This window comes from Loktanella sp. SALINAS62 (assembly GCF_018263905.1).
Taxonomy (GTDB): domain Bacteria; phylum Pseudomonadota; class Alphaproteobacteria; order Rhodobacterales; family Rhodobacteraceae; genus Loktanella.
Genome location: NZ_JAAFZU010000077.1, coordinates 63,623 through 79,913 on the forward strand (window position 1 = coordinate 63,623; position 16,291 = coordinate 79,913).

A 16,291-nucleotide genomic window follows, 5' to 3' on the forward strand; every position below is an offset into this window, starting at 1 on the left:
GGTTAACAGATGGTTAAGGTCAGCGTTCAAGCTGCGCGTTCAGGTCGATGGACCCGCCGACCCCGTTCACAGCGATATCGCCCTGGATCTTGCCGCCGACGAATTCGACGTTGTCCCCCTTGAACCCGCTTTCGCGCAGGCGCGCATCGACCGCGATCCGTTCACCGCTGGCACTGCGCAGGTTGCCGTCGACATCTGCGAAAATGGCGACCTGACGGCTGTTGGATGTGCGATTCAGCACGCCGTTGTTGACGCTCAGGGTGCCGTCAATCTCTGCCCCGTCACGGGTTACAAAGTTGCCCAGCGTGCCGCCGACGCGGTTGGCCCCGAAATCAACGCCCAACTGCATCAGGCCTGCGACATCGGTGGTGCGTCCGGGCACCGACAGGTTCCCGCCGACAGCCCCGTTGTACGTGGCCCGGCCCGTTGTGGGCACCAGCGATTTGGGTGTGATGGATGCAGCGGCATAGCCATCGTTCACATCCTTTGCGACCGTGGCGATTTCCGCAAAATCCAGCCGGCTGTTGACCTGTGGGTCAAGCGCTTTGGCCGCAGCAGCCCCGCCCGTGACAGCAGAGCCGCCCGAACAGGCAGACAGCGCCCCAAGGGCAAGTGCGGCGATAGCGACACGCGGCAAAGTGATGTTCATGGCAGTGACCTTTCAGATGGGATGCAAACGCCCCCGCCTGATTGCAGGGGTCTTGCCATTCATCTGGGGCATGTTGCTGCGTAAGCCAAAAGCCGACCGTTGCTATCCGATAGCAACCTACTTGTTGCTGACGAATGCGCCCTGCACGCCCTTTAGCCCGCCATCTGTCTGACCGGTCCCTTCCAGCCGCCCCGCCAGCGCGCTTGCATTGGCCAGAAAATCGCCGTCCAGATCAAGCGTGACGTCGCCTTTCAGGCCGGAACCGGACACACGACCGATCGCGGTGCCTGTCACCGTCACTTCTGATTCCAGATTGGCCGCACGGTTGATCGCGGCATCGACCTTTAGTGCACCCGCAATGGCGGTCTTTGTGCGCGCTTCGACAAAATCGTCAAATGTGCCCGACACGCGGTCGGTGCCGAAATCAACGTTCAGGTCGACGCGTGACAGATAATCGGCGTCAGCGATCAATTTTTCTTCGGACAGCGACGCACCTGCCCCCACAACATAGGCCGCAACACCGTCAAAGCTGGCGATTCCGATCATGGGCAAGTCGGTCGGGTCGGTGAACGCATCCGCATTCAATGCATCACGATAGGTGCCGAACAGCTTGTCACCTTCACTTTGCAACAGCGTGTATGATTTGACGCTGGCCGTCGTTTCGGCCGTTGTTGCTGTGTCTGCATCACTCGGTCCTGCGGCTTTGGCACCGGTGGCATCCATCGCCCCGCCGCCACCGCCACAGGCCGCCAGCCCGGCAAAGGCCGCACAGATCATCCATCGCGTCATCATCATCATCGAAATCCTTACACTGCTCCGCGCCTCGTTGTGGGCACGTTTGAAAACGGTAAATGCCGGATGAATACGGCAACCGGATTGCACAAACATGGCGTTTTAGGGACGCGTCATCACCGCCGGTCATTGCGCCTGTGCAGGCCGCGCGCTAAGGCGGGCCCATGTCAAACCGCCCTGCCTTGCCGCCCGAAATCGCCCGCCGCCGGACCTTTGCGATCATTTCGCACCCCGACGCGGGCAAAACGACACTGACCGAAAAATTCCTGCTGTATGGCGGTGCCATCCAGATGGCCGGACAGGTGCGCGCCAAGGGCGAAGCCCGCCGCACACGGTCCGATTTCATGCAGATGGAAAAGGACCGTGGCATTTCCGTCAGCGCGTCCGCCATGTCGTTCGATTTCGAAAAGTTCCGGTTCAATCTTGTGGACACACCCGGCCACTCGGACTTTTCCGAAGACACCTATCGCACGCTGACGGCGGTGGATGCCGCCGTGATGGTGATTGACGGTGCAAAAGGCGTGGAAAGCCAGACGCAGAAACTGTTCGAGGTGTGCCGCCTGCGCGACCTGCCAATCCTGACCTTTTGCAACAAGATGGACCGCGAAAGCCGCGACACATTCGACATCATCGACGAAATTCAGGAAAACCTGGCGATCGACGTGACACCCGCGTCATGGCCCATCGGTGTGGGCCGCGAATTCATCGGCTGTTACGATATTCTGCGCGACAAGCTGGAACTGATGGACCGCGCCGACCGTAACAAGGTCGCCACGACGATTTCCATCAACGGGCTAGACGATCCCAAATGGGCCCAGCATGTGCCCACACAACTGCTGGCCAAATTCCGCGAAGAAATCGAAATGGCGATGGAACTGTTGCCGAAACTGGACCCCGCCAGCGTGCTGAACGGGTCGATGACGCCGATCTGGTTCGGGTCCGCGATGAATTCGTTCGGGGTCAAGGAACTGATGGACGGGATCGGCACCTATGGCCCGGAACCGCAGATCCAGACCGCCCAGCCCCGCAACATCGCACCCGAAGAAACCAAGGTCTCGGGTTTCGTGTTCAAGGTGCAGGCCAATATGGACCCCAAACACCGCGACCGCGTGGCGTTTGTGCGCATGGCGTCGGGGCATTTCCAACGCGGCATGAAACTGACCCATGTACGCACCAAAAAGCAGATGGCCGTGACCAACCCGGTCATGTTTCTGGCCGCCGACCGTGAACTGGCAGAAGAAGCATGGGCCGGTGACATCATCGGCATCCCGAACCACGGCCAGTTGCGGATCGGGGACACCCTGACCGAAGGCGAGGCGATCCGCGTCAGCGGCATCCCGTCGTTCGCGCCGGAACTGCTGCAGACCTGCCGCGCGGGCGACCCGATGAAAGCCAAGCATCTGGAAAAGGCGCTGATGCAATTCGCCGAAGAAGGCGCCGCCAAGGTGTTCAAACCAACCTTTGGGTCCGGTTTCATCGTCGGCGTCGTGGGCGCGCTGCAATTCGAGGTGCTGGCCAGCCGGATCGAGCTGGAATATGGCCTGCCCGTCCGGTTCGAGGGATCGCAATTCACCTCTGCCCGCTGGGTGCATGGGGCCAAGGACGCGGTGGACGCCTTTGCCGCCGCCAACAAACAGCATATCGCGCTGGACAACGACGGCGACACGGTTTTCCTGACACGCCTGCAATGGGACATCGACCGTGTGCAGCGCGATTACCCACAGGTGACGCTGTCCGCGACTAAGGAAATGATGGTCTGACGGCATCACCGTTCATCGCTTGTTAAACAATCAGAGGGACGATCCATGCCATGCGCTGGATCCTCCTTTTGCTTTTGGCGGCTTGTGCCCCACTGCCCCACCATGGCGCGCAATTCGGCGTGCCGATCGGTGCGCAGGTGATCCGCGAACAGGGCACGCAATCGGGCATCCAGCGGTTTACCGTGCAGGAACGCGAAATCTATCGCAACAACACCGGTATCATGACCGCGCGGCCTGTCATCTTGCAGGCGCAAGGGCATCGCGCCTACGCCGTCTTGCTGAACGTGCGGCGACGTGCGCCCAATGGTCCCACGCTGATCCGCGTCGCCACAGGCGACCGGCTGCTGGACTATCGCCGGCACCACCGGATCTATAGCCACTGCATCGATGGATGCCAGCGGGCAGAGCTTGGGGCGATCCACATCTCGGCAGACGCTTTTCACGCTGCCGCCCGTGACGGGTTGCATGTGTTGGCCGAAGGCGTCCACCAATCGTATTCTGGAACAATTCCCGCGCACGCCTTTGCGCGGGTTCTGCGTGCGGCAGATGACCCTGTTAAGCTTCGACAGATCAGGGATGTCGTGATCTCGCAGCCCCCCACGGAACCGTGAACGGCGCGGCGAGTTGTCGCAGCATGACCGATCAGCCGCTTTTGGATACACTCGATGCCGTGCGGGATGAGGCGCATGGCTCATCCGTCCCGCTAGGACAGTTGCTGGAACACATCCAGGAACGTGGCTATGGCCCGCTGATTGCCGTGCTGTCGGCTTTTGTGATCCTGCCCACCGGCGCGATCCCCGGTGTGCCTGCGGTGATCGGCATCGTGTTGGTGCTGCTGGGTGGACAAATGATCATGGGCTGGCGCCGGCCATGGTTTCCCGACTGGATCGAGAATTTCGACATCGATTGCGACAAGCTGCAAACCTCTGTCACCAAGGCGCGCCCCTGGGCAGAACGTCTGGACTTTTTCGTAGGCCCGCGGATGGCAGGTCTGGCGACGGGCACAGCCGCGCTGAAGGGTGCCGCACTGTGCATCATTTTTGCAGGCCTGTTGATGATCCCGCTGGGATTCATCCCGTTCCTGCCCGCCTCGCTTGGACTGTCGTGCCTGCTGCTGGGGGTCGGCATAACAGCGCGTGACGGTCTGCTGATCGGTGCGGGTTACACGATCTTTCTGGCGGGCGCCTATATGGGCTGGACGTCGATGCCGGGAATTCCCGGTTGAACATCTGGTTCACCGGGGCCGCACCACAGGTAAGTTTCCACAAAAAAGGGGGCAGAGGTGATCATCCAACCCCCTGCCCCCCATTTTGGACGTTCTGCAACCGGCCTTAGGCCGACGCTGCATCCCTCCATTCGTTAGACAAGCTTTGCGTCCAACGAAATGTCTGCCGTCAGCAATTTGCTGATCGGGCAACCTGTTTCCGTCGCTTTTGCAATCGTCATGAAATCATCTTCGGAAATGTCGGGGATGCTGGCGGTTACTTCGATATGTGCTTTCGTGACGGCGAAACCGCCATCGATTTGTTCCAGCGAAACAGTCGATTTGGCGTCGATATTGGTCGCGGTATAACCCTTTTCACCCAAGCCCATCGACAGGGCCATGGCGAAACACGCAGCGTGGGCCGCGCCAACCAATTCTTCGGGGTTGGTGCCTTTGCCGTCTTCGAAACGGGCGTTGAAACCATAGGGATGATCGCGCAGCGCTGCTGTCTGTGTCGACACCTTGCCAATGCCGTCCTTGAGGGTGCCCTGCCAATTGGCCGTGCCAAATTTCTTGATCATGTCTGATTCCTAATCATAATTACGGCGATACAACGCCATGCCATGCGATCTGTTCCCTCCAATCCTTGACGATTTGACCACAAAGGCGTAACGCCAGCATATCGAAATGCCCGACAATCCGGTCGGGACATGGCCGCGCAATTCTGCGGCCCCTGTTTGCCGCACTTTGCGAAAGGCCATCCATGACGAAATTTTCCGACCTGAATCTTGATGCAAAGGTTCTCAAGGCGATTGCCGATACCGGTTACGAAACGCCAACCCCCATTCAGGCAGGTGCGATCCCCCCTGCATTGGAAGGACGCGACGTGCTCGGCATTGCCCAGACCGGCACCGGCAAGACCGCCAGTTTCACGTTGCCGATGATCACCCTGCTGGGGCGCGGTCGTGCCCGCGCACGGATGCCGCGCAGCCTTGTGCTGGCACCGACACGCGAACTGGCCGCACAGGTGGCTGAAAACTTTGACGCCTATGCGAAATACACAAAACTGACAAAGGCGCTGCTGATCGGCGGCACATCGTTCAAGGATCAGGACAAGCTGATCGACAAAGGAGTAGACGTATTGATCGCGACGCCCGGTCGCCTGCTGGACCATCTGGAACGTGGCAAGCTGATCCTGACCGACGTAAAGATCATGGTCGTCGACGAAGCCGACCGGATGCTTGACATGGGGTTCATTCCCGATATCGAAGAAATCTTCAAACGCACGCCGTTCACCCGTCAGACGCTGTTCTTTTCGGCCACGATGGCCCCGGAAATCGAACGCATCACCAACACGTTCCTGTCGAACCCAGCCAAGATCGAAGTCGCGCGCGCCGCGACCACGGGTGAAAACATCAAACAGGGCGTCGTGATGTTCCAAGGGTCCAACCGGACCCGCGCCGACGCGGAAAAGCGTGACCTGCTGCGCCGCCTGATCACAGCCGAAGGCGACGCATGTTCCAACGCAATCATCTTTTGCAACCGCAAATCCGATGTCGATATGGTTGCCAAGTCGCTGAAAAAGCACGGCTACGATGCAGAACCGATCCACGGTGACCTTGACCAGTCACACCGCACCCGCACGCTTGACGGGTTCCGCGACGGCAAGATCCGGTTCCTTGTCGCGTCCGACGTAGCGGCCCGCGGTCTGGATATCCCTGCGGTAACGCATGTGTTCAACTTTGACGTGCCGTCCCATGCCGAAGATTACGTGCACCGCATCGGGCGGACCGGCCGTGCCGGGCGATCCGGCGTGGCCATCATGATCTGCAATCCACGCGACACCAAAAACTTGGAAGACGTGGAACGACTGGTGCAGCGCGAAATCCCGCGTCTGGACAACCCGATGGGCACCGCGCCTGCCGACGAAGCGGCCCAAACCGGGTCCGATGCCCCGCAACCGGCCGCAAAATCGGCCGACGACAAACCCAAACGCACCCGCAGCCGTAGCCGCAAACCAAAGCCGGACGCAGACGCACCCACAGCCGCACCCAATGCCAATGCCGAACCCGCAGCCGCCACGCAGGAAGCTGTTGAAACGGCCAAGGATATCGCGCAACCGGCCGCTGCTGACACACCGCCCCAGCCGCAACCCGCGGCGGATACATCAGCACAGGGGGAACGCCCCCAGCGCGGTGGCCGTGGTCGCGGACGCGGCGGTGCACCAGACACCCAATCCGGCAATGATCGCCAAGGCAACGACCGCCAAAGCCATCCGCGTCAGGGTCAGGATCGCCAGTCACGCAGCAATGACAACGTCGTCGGCATGGGCGACGATATGCCTGAATTCATTGCCAAAAGCTTTGCCGAACGCGGCAGCGCCTGACCCTCAGGCTTGGTTCCGCCAATGTGATCTACGGCGTATCGACGCCGTCGCGCGGTTGCGGCATCCTGCCCGAAAAACAGGATAGCCCCCATGTTCAAACCGCTTTTGCTGACGCTGGCCCTGCTGGGCCAGTCCGCTGCGGCCGATATCTGCCAAAGCACGATCGAAGCCATCGACCTGCAGATCGACACTGACACGCTGACCGTATCGCCCGCGCCGACGACACACCGGGAACGGTTGCTGAATTTTCCAGCGCGGTCCTTTGATTTCCTGACCCGCGATCAACGCAACTGCACCAGCCAAGAGGTTTTCGCCTTTCTGGCGGAAATTGAAACCGTCGATGATAAATGTCTGCGTTATGCGGATGCCGACACCGGGTTTTTGCTGGTACCCGGTCAACGCAATTTTCGGGGCCGCTGCACGTCCGGTGGCGTCTGCACCAAGGTGAACAGCACGCGCGAGGTTGTCAGCAACGCGACCGGCGCCATGGTGGGTGTGGCGCTGAACACCGGCGAATCGACGCTTTCCAAGGTCACACACAGCACCGGTGCCGTTCTTTTGTCAGGCAGCGGCGCCAGCATCAGCAGCACGCTTGGCACCGCCATCACTAGCGCCACCGCCGCCGTCGGCGCACCCATTGCCCTGACCGCCGCTGCCGTGACCGCCGTCGCGGTTGGTGGTGCGATTTACGTCTGTTCAGAATGAAAAAAGGCGCCGTCCCCATGGGGGCGGCGCCTTTGTCATGCCTCAAGGGGGCGATCAGTTCAGGCGGCTGATCACAACGATGACTTCGGGCTTTTTGCCGATCTCTGACATCGTGCTTTTGCGCGCGATGGTCTTCAGCTCTTTTTCCAGCTTGGTGTCGTCGCGCAGCGTCTTGGCGTCGGCGCGGTTGATGTACTGGCTCAGGTCTTCTTCCATGACCTCTGCCAGACTGGCGTCAGACCGTCCGTTGTCGGTCAGACCCGACAGCTCGACCCACGGATCGCCAAGCGATTCATCGTTTTCATCCAAGATGAGCGTCACCACCACAAGACCGTTCAGTGCCATGCGAATCCGGTCACGCACAACGCCGTCCATGGCACCGATCTGCGTGCCGCCGTCCAGATAGGTGCGGCCCGTTTCGATGTATTCCGCAACCTTGGGCTGGTTGCCGGACAGGTCGACCATCATCCCGTTGACGGCCACGATGCCCGGCAGGCCATGCAGGCCCGCGACCTTGACGTGTTCGCGCAGGTGGCGGTGTTCGCCGTGCATCGGGATCAGGAACTGCGGCTTGATGATCTGGTGCATTGTTTCCAGATCGGGCCGGTTCGCGTGACCAGAGACGTGGTATTTGCCACCCTCGTCGTCCACGATATCGACACCCAGCTCTGACAGCTGGTTCATGATGCGGATCACGCCCTTTTCATTGCCGGGAATCGTCTTGGACGAAAACAGGAACGTGTCGCCTTCTTTCAGCGAAATCCCCAGATAGCTGCCCTGCGCCAACTGGGCAGAGGCGGCACGCCGCTCGCCCTGCGATCCCGTCACCAGCAGCATCAGGTTTTCACGCGGGATGTTCTGCGCTTCTTCGGGGCCGATGGTCGGCGGGAAATCATGCAGCAGGTCGGTTTCGATGGCGGCCTGTGTCATCCGCTGCATCGACCGTCCCAGCAGACAGACCGTGCGGCCCGCATCCGTGGCGGCAGTGGCCAGTGTTTTCAGACGCGCGATATTGGATGCAAAGGTCGTGGCGACCACCATGCCCTTGCAATCCCGCATCAGATCGGTGATCGCCGGGCCAATCGACAGTTCGGACCGGCCGGGGTGGGTGCTGAAAATGTTGGTGCTGTCACACACCAGCGCCTTGACCCCTGTCTTTGCGATGTCTTCCCAGACCGACGTGTTGAACGGGTCACCGACCACCGGGGTCATGTCGATCTTGAAATCGCCGGTATGCACGATCCGCCCGCCGTCCGTGTCGATGACCAGACCCGCGCTTTCGGGGATCGAATGGCTGATCGGCACGTAACCCACGGTAAAGGGTCCGCATTTCGTCACTTCGGGCCACGCGTCGACAACCTGCACGACATTGTCGGGCAGCCCACGTTCCTGCATCTTGCGCTTGGCGATATTGGCGGTGAACTTGCGCGCATAGATCGGCGCGCCCAGCTCTTCCCAGCACAATCCGACAGCGCCCACGTGGTCTTCGTGCGCGTGGGTGATAAAGATCCCGTCGATCTGCGCGCGCCGTTCGCGCAGCCAGGCGATATCGGCAAAGATCAGATCGACACCGGGCGTGCCGTCCATGTCCGGAAAGGTCACGCCCAGATCGACGACGATCAGCCGTTCCTTGCCGGGCTGGCCATAGCCGTAGACATAGCAGTTCATGCCAATCTCACCGGCGCCCCCAAGGGCAAGGTAGATCAGACGGTCCTTTGCTTTTGCAGCACTCATGTATGGTCCTTGTTGTATTGGTGGATCACGGTCAGACCGTGCATCGTCAGGTCATCCTCGACCCGGTCAAATAATGTGTCGCCTTGTGCGAACAACGAAGCAAGGCCGCCTGTGCCGATCACGGTCATCGGGCGGCCTCTTTCGTTCTTGATGCGATGCGTTATCTCTTTCACAAGCCCAATGTAACCCCAGAACGCGCCGGACTGCATGCAGGCCACGGTATTGGTGCCGATCACGCGGTCGGGTTTCGTGACATCGACATGCGGCAATGCGGCGGCGGCCATGTGAAACGCCTCTAGGCTGATGTTGACACCGGGCGCGATCACACCGCCGACATAGGCGCCATCGGTGTCCACCACATCCGCCGTGGTTGCGGTGCCGAAATCGATCACGATCAGATCGCCACCGTGCCTGTCGAACGCGCCGACAGTATTGACCAACCGGTCCGGCCCGACCGCCGTGCCCGCATCGACGCGCGGCGCCACAGGCAGCAGACATTCCGGTTTGCCCACCACCAGTGGCCGGCAGTTGAAATAACGGTCCGCCAGCACACGCAGATTGAACACGACGCGCGGCACCGTGGAACTGACAATGACGTCGGTGATCGTGACCTCTAGTCCCTTGACCTTCATCAAGGTGGACAGCCAGACATAATACTGGTCCGCCGTACGCTGCCATTCGGTCGATGTGCGCCATGTCGCAACAAAGCTGGTTCCGTCCCAGATCGAAAAGACGGTGTTCGTATTTCCGCAGTCGATGGTCAGCAGCATTCGCACACCCCTAGAAATAGACGTCCGCCGCCGGGATCGCCTGCAGGCCGTCTGCTGTCATCAGCACCAGATTACCGTCGACATCAATGGTTTCAAACCGGCCTGTGATGGTATCCCGTGCGGTGCGCGCGGTGATGACTTCGCCCAGACGGGCAGCACGGCGCAGCCAGTCATCACGGATCATGCCGAAATCGAATTCCCACAGCTTGGCTTCCTGTGTGGCGAAATCCGCGGCGAGGCGGGCCAGAAATTTCATCGGCTCTGTCGGCGCGCCACCTTCGCCCAGCAGTGACACGGGCGCAAAGGCAGCCCCTTTGATACCGTCCGGCACCTCGACAAGGTTTACACCGAAACCGATCGCCAGCCAGTCGACATAAGGACCAGAGCCTGCGGATTCCAACAAGATACCCGCCACCTTGCCGTCGTTCAGCAACACGTCATTTGGCCATTTCAGCGACAGCTTGGTGCGATCGACAGACATCGCAAGCGCTTCGAACAGGGCGATGGCCGCCATGAACGACCGCAACCCGGCCTGCTGTGCCGTGCAATTCGGCTTGTAAACCAGTGTGGCTGCAAAATTGCCGGACGGTGATTGCCACGCCCGCCCCCGCCTGCCCCGCGCTGCAGTCTGCGCATCCGCGATAATCCATGTCGGGGCTTCAAGCGTGGGGGCGATGCGGGCCGCCTCTGCCATGGTGGAATCCACCGATGACAGATGACGACACAGAACGCCCTCGGGCCACAGCGGGTCAGTGGTGGGATCAGTTGACAAGGGCTGCGGCTGCAGATGCGGCCCATGGTTCAAACCCGAACAGATTGACGACCCCGACGACCATAATGGCAGCGGACGCGATCAGAAAACCGCTTAGAATGGGTTGCGTCGGCGCGTCCAGTGCCTCTGTTTCTTCGCCGAAATACATCAGATAGACGATCCGCAGATAGTAATAGGCGCTGATCACCGATGCGATAACGCCAGCCACGGCCAACCAGCCCAACCCCGCATCCACAGCGGCCCGCAGGACATAGAACTTGCCAAAGAAGCCGACCAGCGGCGGCACACCCGCAAGGCTGAACATCAGCACCAGCATCGCCAGCGCCCGCATCGGATAATGCGACGCATACATCCGCAGGCTGTCGATTTGCGTGACCGGACGACCATCGCGTTCCATCCCAAGGATAAAGGCAAAGGTACCGATATTCATCGTCACATAGATCGCCATGTAGATCAGCATGGCCTGCACCCCGAATGCCGTACCCGCCGCCAGACCCATCAGGGCAAAGCCCATGTGGCTGATCGACGAATAGGCCATCAGACGCTTGATATCGCGCTGCCCGATCCCTGCGATCCCGCCCAAGAATATGGATACGACGGACAGGAACGCGACGATCTGCTGCCAGTCATCCGTAACACCGCCAAACGCGTCGAACATCACGCGGGCAAACAGCGCCATTGCTGCAACCTTGGGTGCGGTGGCCAAAAAGGCGGTGACCGGTGTGGGCGACCCTTCGTAAACGTCGGGTGTCCACATGTGAAACGGTGCTGCAGACACTTTGAATGCAAAGCCGGAAATCAGGAAGACCAGACCGAACAACAGACCCAGCGACACATCAGTCTGCACCGCCACGATGATCCCGCTGAACAGCGTGGTGCCCGTAAAGCCATAGGTCAGCGACGCACCATACAACAGCAGACCCGACGACAGCGCACCCAGCACGAAATACTTCAGGCCCGCCTCGGTCGATTTCACGCTGTCCCGCCGCAAGGACGCAACGACGTAAAGCGACAGCGATTGCAGTTCCAGCCCCATGTAAAGCGTCATCAGATCGCTCGCGCTGACCATGACCATCATGCCCACAACGGCAAGCGCCAGCAGCACGGGGTATTCGAACCGCAGCAGGTTCCGCTTTTCCATATAGCTTTTGGACATGATCAGCACGGATGCGGCGGACAGCAGGATCATGACCTTGGCCAGACGCGCAAACCCGTCGGCCACGAACATCCCGTCAAATGCGATCAGGCCGGGGCCGTCATCCAGCCCGATCCAGAACGCCAGCAGCACGAACACGGCAGAGGTCAGCCAGACCAGCAGACCAGCAGCCCCGTCCTTGCGCGTATATACGGCCCCCAGCAAGGCACCAATCGCGTAAAGCGCCAGAACGATTTCGGGCAGCGCGATGGAAATATACGAACCCATCTTAGTTTACCTCGCTTAAGGCTACGTCGTTGGCGGCGTCGAACGCGACCGTCGCAGTCTCGTATTGATCGACCAGTGCAGTCACACTTGGCCCGATGATGTCGGTGACAAGGCTGGGGTAAACACCCAGCAGCAGCGTCATCACAACCAATGGTGCGAAAATCCAGCGTTCACGCCCCGTCATGTCGGTGATTGATTTCAGGCTTTCCTTGATCAGGTCGCCCATGACGACGCGGCGATAGAGCCACAGACCGTAGGACGCCGACAGGATCACGCCGCTTGTTGCAACCAGTGCCACCCATGTGTTGACCTGAAAGACGCCCATCAACGTCAGAAATTCACCCACGAACCCCGACGTGCCGGGCAGACCGACGTTGGCCATCGTAAAGAACATGAAAATCAGCGCATAGGCCGGCATCCGGTTCACCAGACCGCCATAGGCGTCGATATCGCGGGTATGCATCCGGTCATAGATCACACCGACACACAGAAACAACGCGCCAGAGATAAAACCGTGGCTGATCATCTGGAAAATCGCGCCGTCGATCCCCTGCTGGTTCGCGGCGAAAATTCCCATCGTCACATAGCCCATATGTGCCACGGACGAATAGGCGATCAGCTTTTTCATGTCCTGCTGCACCAGCGCCACAAGCGAGGTGTAGACAATCGCAATGGCTGACAGCCACAGCACCATCGGCGCCAGCACATCCGACCCGACCGGGAACATCGGCAAGCTGAACCGCAGGAACCCGTAGCCGCCCATTTTCAGCAGGATTGCCGCCAGCACGACCGACCCTGCGGTCGGCGCCTGCACGTGCGCGTCGGGCAGCCACGTATGGACCGGCCACATCGGCATCTTGACCGCAAAGCTGGCAAAGAACGCGATCCACAACAGCGTTTGCGCGCCGCCTACGATCGGCAGACCCAGGATCGAAAATGTATCGGATGGAAACGCCGTCGTCATCAGCGTCGGAATGTCGGACGTGCCCGCGTATTGGAACATCGACACCATCGCGACCAGCATCAGGACGGACCCAAGGAACGTATAAAGAAAGAATTTGAAGCTGGCATAGATGCGGTTTGCCCCGCCCCAGATCCCGATGATCAGGAACATGGGGATCAGTCCCGCCTCGAAGAACAAGTAGAACAGGATCAGGTCCAGCGCCATAAAGACGCCCAGCATCAGCGTTTCCAACACCAGAAACGCGATCATGTATTCCTTGACCCGCTTTTCCACGGTCCAGCATGACGCGATCACCAATGGCATCAAAAAGGTGGTCAGCATCACGAACAGGATCGAAATGCCGTCGACACCCATCTTGTATTGCATGCCCAGCAGCCAGTCGGCCTGTTCGACCATCTGGAACCCGGTATCCGCAGGGTCGAAATCCGACAGGATGAACAGCGACACAAGAAACGCCGCAACGGTCGTGGCCAGTGCCACCCATTTGGCATTTCGCTGGGCGGCTGCATCATCGCCCCGCAGGAAAATGGCCAGAATGGCTGCCCCGATCAGGGGAATGAAAGTGGTGAGCGAAAGCAGATTGCTCATCAGTTGGCCCCTCCGGTGAACGTGACCCATGTCAGCAAAAGTGCGATGCCGACAACCATAGCAAAGGCATAGGTGAACAGATAACCCGACTGCATCTTGCTGACGGAGCGGTTGAAGAACGGGATGATCCCCAACGCCAGACCATTGATGCCGCCGTCAATCGTGCCCTGATCACCGCGCTTCCACAAAAAGCGGCCAAGCCACAGTGCCGGTCCCACAAAAATGAAATTGTACAGCTGATCGAAATACCATTTGTTCAGCAGGAAATTGTACAACGGGCGCTGGTTTTCGGCCAATTGCGCAGGCAGTTCGGGCCGACGGATATACATCTGGAACGCCAGCAGGAACCCCAGCAGCATGGCAACGAACGGCGATACCTTGACCCACTTGGGGGCTTCGTGGGCTTCGTCGATCACGTGGTTGTCGGGCCCGATATAGATCGCACCATCACCCGGTGCGCCGCCGAATGCGAAATGATGCCCGCCTTCTTCGGCATGGTCGCCCTCTTCCAGCGCCTGCGCCTGACCTTCGACCTCGGCACCGGTTACGGCATCTTCGGTGATCGCTTCGCCAGCTTCGGCCAGATCGCCTTCGGCCATCTCTTCGATCGCACCGCCGACACCTTCGGACTGGTCACCCGTTGCCAATGATTCCGCCACCGGGATTGAAAAGAACGCCGCAACATCCTGTGACTTACCAAAGAAGGGATTGTACCAGATCATCCCGGCCAGAACGGCACCGACCGACAGCACGCCCAGTGGCACCAGCATGATTGATGGGCTTTCGTGGGCGTGTTCATGCGTGTGCTTGTCACCGCGCGGCGTGCCGAAGAACGTCAGGAACATCAGACGCCAGCTATAGAAACTGGTCATCGCGGCTGCGACCACCAGCATCCAGAAGGCAAAACCGCTGCCGCCAGCCCATGCGCTTTCGATCACCGCATCCTTGGACAGGAAGCCCGCGAAACCGATGTGTGTCAGCGGAATGCCGACACCCGTGATGGCCAGCGTGCCGATCAGCATCGCATAATAGGTATAGGGCAGCTTTTTACGTAAACCGCCATAGTTCCGCATGTCCTGTTCGTGGTGCATGCCATGAATGACGGATCCAGCACCCAAAAACAGCAGCGCCTTGAAAAAGGCGTGGGTGAACAGATGGAACATCGCCACCGAATATGCACCCACACCGGCAGCCACGAACATGTAACCCAGCTGCGAACAGGTCGAATAGGCGATCACGCGTTTGATGTCGGTCTGCACCAGCCCCACGGTTGCCGCGAAAAACGCGGTCGTCGCGCCAAGGAACACGACGAACGCTGTCGCAGTGGGTGCAAATTCCATCAGCGGCGACATGCGGCAGACCAGAAACACGCCCGCCGTGACCATTGTGGCCGCATGGATCAGCGCCGACACGGGTGTCGGCCCTTCCATGGCGTCGGGCAGCCATGTGTGCAGGAACAACTGGGCCGATTTCCCCATCGCACCGATGAACAGCAGCACGGCCACGACCTCTGCCGCGTTCCAGTCACGCCACAGGAACGACAATTGGGTTTCGGCAATTTCAGGCGCCGCAGCAAAGATCACGTCAAAGCTGACGCTGTCGGTCAGCAAAAACAGCGCAAAGATTCCGAGTGCAAAGCCAAAGTCGCCGACCCGGTTGACCACGAACGCCTTGATCGCGGCGGCATTGGCGCTGGGTTTCTTGTAATAGAACCCGATCAAAAGATAGGACGCGACCCCCACGCCTTCCCAGCCGAAAAACATCTGGATCAGGTTATCGGCGGTCACCAGCATCAACATCGCAAAGGTGAAAAACGACAGATAGGCAAAGAACCGTGGGCGATAGCTTTCGTCGTCGCGAAAGTTGTCGTCGTGCGCCATGTAACCGAACGAATACACATGCACGAGGCTGGACACGGTCGTGATGACGATCAGCATGATCAGCGTCAGACGGTCGACGCGAATGGCCCAATCGGTCGACAGTGACCCACTTTCGATCCAGCGCATCAGCGTATAGCTGGTGTTGGTTCCATCAAACCCGATGAAAGCCCACCACGACAGAACCGCCGACAGGATCAGCAATGATGTGGCGACCCATTGTGCCGCCTTTTCACCGATCACCTTCCAGGTGAAACCGCAGATCAGGGCGCCGATCAGCGGCGCGAACAGGATGATCGAATACATGGGGTCAGCCCTTCATCACGTTGACGTCTTCAACGTCGATGGTCCCGCGGTTGCGGAAGAAACACACAAGGATCGCAAGCCCGATCGCGGCCTCTGCGGCGGCGACGGTCAGCACGAACAATGTGAACACCTGCCCCACCATGTCGCCCAGATAGCTGGAAAACGCGACAAAGTTGATGTTCACCGCCAGCAGCATCAGTTCGATGCTCATCAACAGGATGATGACGTTCTTTCGGTTCAGGAACAGGCCGAAGATACCGATCACAAACAGCGCGGCCGCGACCGTCAGATAATGTTCAAGTCCGATCATGTGTATTCCCCCGGGGTAATCACCCCGTTCATTTCTTTAACCGAAGAAAGT

General features: G+C 59.6%; 15 protein-coding genes. 5 read left to right on the forward strand and 10 right to left on the reverse strand.

The features are described from left to right. Positions 1-19: 19 nt before the first annotated feature. Together GZH79_RS18030 and GZH79_RS18035 are read right to left on the reverse strand one after the other, a co-directional pair. On the reverse strand, positions 20-649 hold the full coding sequence (locus GZH79_RS18030; RefSeq protein WP_211645162.1) for a hypothetical protein: 630 nt from the start codon (positions 647-649) through the stop codon (positions 20-22). A 117-nt stretch (positions 650-766) separates the two neighbouring features. After that, complete coding sequence (locus tag GZH79_RS18035; RefSeq protein ID WP_211645163.1) at positions 767-1,444, reverse strand: hypothetical protein; 678 nt, start codon at positions 1,442-1,444, stop codon at positions 767-769. Positions 1,445-1,605: 161 nt separating this feature from the next. Between GZH79_RS18035 and GZH79_RS18040 the strand changes: the two genes are divergently transcribed. From GZH79_RS18040 to GZH79_RS18050, 3 genes are read left to right on the forward strand one after another with little or no spacing between them, the layout of a single operon-like run. Beyond that, a complete protein-coding gene (locus GZH79_RS18040; RefSeq protein ID WP_211645164.1) occupies positions 1,606-3,201 on the forward strand; it encodes a peptide chain release factor 3 in 1,596 nt (531 codons plus the stop codon). A 50-nt stretch (positions 3,202-3,251) separates the two neighbouring features. Continuing rightward, entirely contained in the window at positions 3,252-3,812 is a 561-nt protein-coding gene (locus GZH79_RS18045; RefSeq protein ID WP_211645165.1) for a hypothetical protein, read from the forward strand. Between the two features lie 23 nt (positions 3,813-3,835). Beyond that, a complete protein-coding gene (locus tag GZH79_RS18050) occupies positions 3,836-4,426 on the forward strand; it encodes an exopolysaccharide biosynthesis protein (protein ID WP_211645166.1) in 591 nt (196 codons plus the stop codon). Between the two features lie 134 nt (positions 4,427-4,560). On the opposite strand, the gene GZH79_RS18055 is transcribed toward GZH79_RS18050, so the two are convergent. Continuing rightward, complete coding sequence (locus GZH79_RS18055) at positions 4,561-4,986, reverse strand: OsmC family peroxiredoxin (RefSeq protein WP_211645167.1); 426 nt, start codon at positions 4,984-4,986, stop codon at positions 4,561-4,563. A gap of 182 nt (positions 4,987-5,168) precedes the next feature. Here GZH79_RS18055 and GZH79_RS18060 point away from each other — a divergent pair, with 182 nt between their 5' ends. After that, positions 5,169-6,791: a DEAD/DEAH box helicase gene (locus GZH79_RS18060; protein WP_211645168.1), complete on the forward strand. Its 1,623-nt coding sequence runs from the start codon at positions 5,169-5,171 to the stop codon at positions 6,789-6,791. Between the two features lie 90 nt (positions 6,792-6,881). Beyond that, positions 6,882-7,496: a hypothetical protein gene (locus tag GZH79_RS18065; protein WP_211645169.1), complete on the forward strand. Its 615-nt coding sequence runs from the start codon at positions 6,882-6,884 to the stop codon at positions 7,494-7,496. A gap of 54 nt (positions 7,497-7,550) precedes the next feature. On the opposite strand, the gene GZH79_RS18070 is transcribed toward GZH79_RS18065, so the two are convergent. Genes GZH79_RS18070 through nuoK form a run of 7 tightly spaced genes read right to left on the reverse strand, consistent with a single transcriptional unit; the run spans position 7,551 to position 16,240 of the window. Beyond that, entirely contained in the window at positions 7,551-9,230 is a 1,680-nt protein-coding gene (locus tag GZH79_RS18070; RefSeq protein WP_211645170.1) for a ribonuclease J, read from the reverse strand. Then, complete coding sequence (locus GZH79_RS18075; protein WP_211645171.1) at positions 9,227-10,000, reverse strand: type III pantothenate kinase; 774 nt, start codon at positions 9,998-10,000, stop codon at positions 9,227-9,229. Before GZH79_RS18075 ends, GZH79_RS18070 begins: the two co-directional genes overlap by 4 nt. Positions 10,001-10,010: 10 nt before the next feature. Next, positions 10,011-10,745, reverse strand: coding sequence for a biotin--[acetyl-CoA-carboxylase] ligase (locus tag GZH79_RS18080; protein ID WP_283094830.1), 735 nt, complete (start codon positions 10,743-10,745; stop codon positions 10,011-10,013). 16 nt (positions 10,746-10,761) lie between these two features. After that, complete coding sequence (nuoN, locus tag GZH79_RS18085) at positions 10,762-12,195, reverse strand: NADH-quinone oxidoreductase subunit NuoN (RefSeq protein WP_211645173.1); 1,434 nt, start codon at positions 12,193-12,195, stop codon at positions 10,762-10,764. Between the two features lies 1 nt (position 12,196). Beyond that, positions 12,197-13,747, reverse strand: coding sequence for an NADH-quinone oxidoreductase subunit M (locus GZH79_RS18090; protein ID WP_211645174.1), 1,551 nt, complete (start codon positions 13,745-13,747; stop codon positions 12,197-12,199). Then, positions 13,747-15,930 carry an NADH-quinone oxidoreductase subunit L gene (gene nuoL / locus GZH79_RS18095; RefSeq protein WP_211645175.1) on the reverse strand — a complete coding sequence of 728 codons (2,184 nt, stop codon included), beginning with the start codon at positions 15,928-15,930 and terminating at the stop codon, positions 13,747-13,749. Before nuoL ends, GZH79_RS18090 begins: the two co-directional genes overlap by 1 nt. Positions 15,931-15,934: 4 nt before the next feature. Then, complete coding sequence (gene nuoK / locus GZH79_RS18100) at positions 15,935-16,240, reverse strand: NADH-quinone oxidoreductase subunit NuoK (protein ID WP_211645176.1); 306 nt, start codon at positions 16,238-16,240, stop codon at positions 15,935-15,937. Between the last annotated feature and the right edge of the window lie 51 nt (positions 16,241-16,291).

Coding starts and splice junctions, on each gene's coding strand:
- GZH79_RS18030 (WP_211645162.1), bottom strand. CDS start 649: ATGAACATCACTTTGCCGCGTGTCGCTATCGCCGCACTTGCCCTTGGG.
- GZH79_RS18035 (WP_211645163.1), bottom strand. CDS start 1,444: ATGATGATGACGCGATGGATGATCTGTGCGGCCTTTGCCGGGCTGGCG.
- GZH79_RS18040 (WP_211645164.1), top strand. CDS start 1,606: ATGTCAAACCGCCCTGCCTTGCCGCCCGAAATCGCCCGCCGCCGGACC.
- GZH79_RS18045 (WP_211645165.1), top strand. CDS start 3,252: ATGCGCTGGATCCTCCTTTTGCTTTTGGCGGCTTGTGCCCCACTGCCC.
- GZH79_RS18050 (WP_211645166.1), top strand. CDS start 3,836: ATGACCGATCAGCCGCTTTTGGATACACTCGATGCCGTGCGGGATGAG.
- GZH79_RS18055 (WP_211645167.1), bottom strand. CDS start 4,986: ATGATCAAGAAATTTGGCACGGCCAATTGGCAGGGCACCCTCAAGGAC.
- GZH79_RS18060 (WP_211645168.1), top strand. CDS start 5,169: ATGACGAAATTTTCCGACCTGAATCTTGATGCAAAGGTTCTCAAGGCG.
- GZH79_RS18065 (WP_211645169.1), top strand. CDS start 6,882: ATGTTCAAACCGCTTTTGCTGACGCTGGCCCTGCTGGGCCAGTCCGCT.
- GZH79_RS18070 (WP_211645170.1), bottom strand. CDS start 9,230: ATGAGTGCTGCAAAAGCAAAGGACCGTCTGATCTACCTTGCCCTTGGG.
- GZH79_RS18075 (WP_211645171.1), bottom strand. CDS start 10,000: ATGCTGCTGACCATCGACTGCGGAAATACGAACACCGTCTTTTCGATC.
- nuoN (WP_211645173.1), bottom strand. CDS start 12,195: ATGGGTTCGTATATTTCCATCGCGCTGCCCGAAATCGTTCTGGCGCTT.
- GZH79_RS18090 (WP_211645174.1), bottom strand. CDS start 13,747: ATGAGCAATCTGCTTTCGCTCACCACTTTCATTCCCCTGATCGGGGCA.
- nuoL (WP_211645175.1), bottom strand. CDS start 15,930: ATGTATTCGATCATCCTGTTCGCGCCGCTGATCGGCGCCCTGATCTGC.
- nuoK (WP_211645176.1), bottom strand. CDS start 16,240: ATGATCGGACTTGAACATTATCTGACGGTCGCGGCCGCGCTGTTTGTG.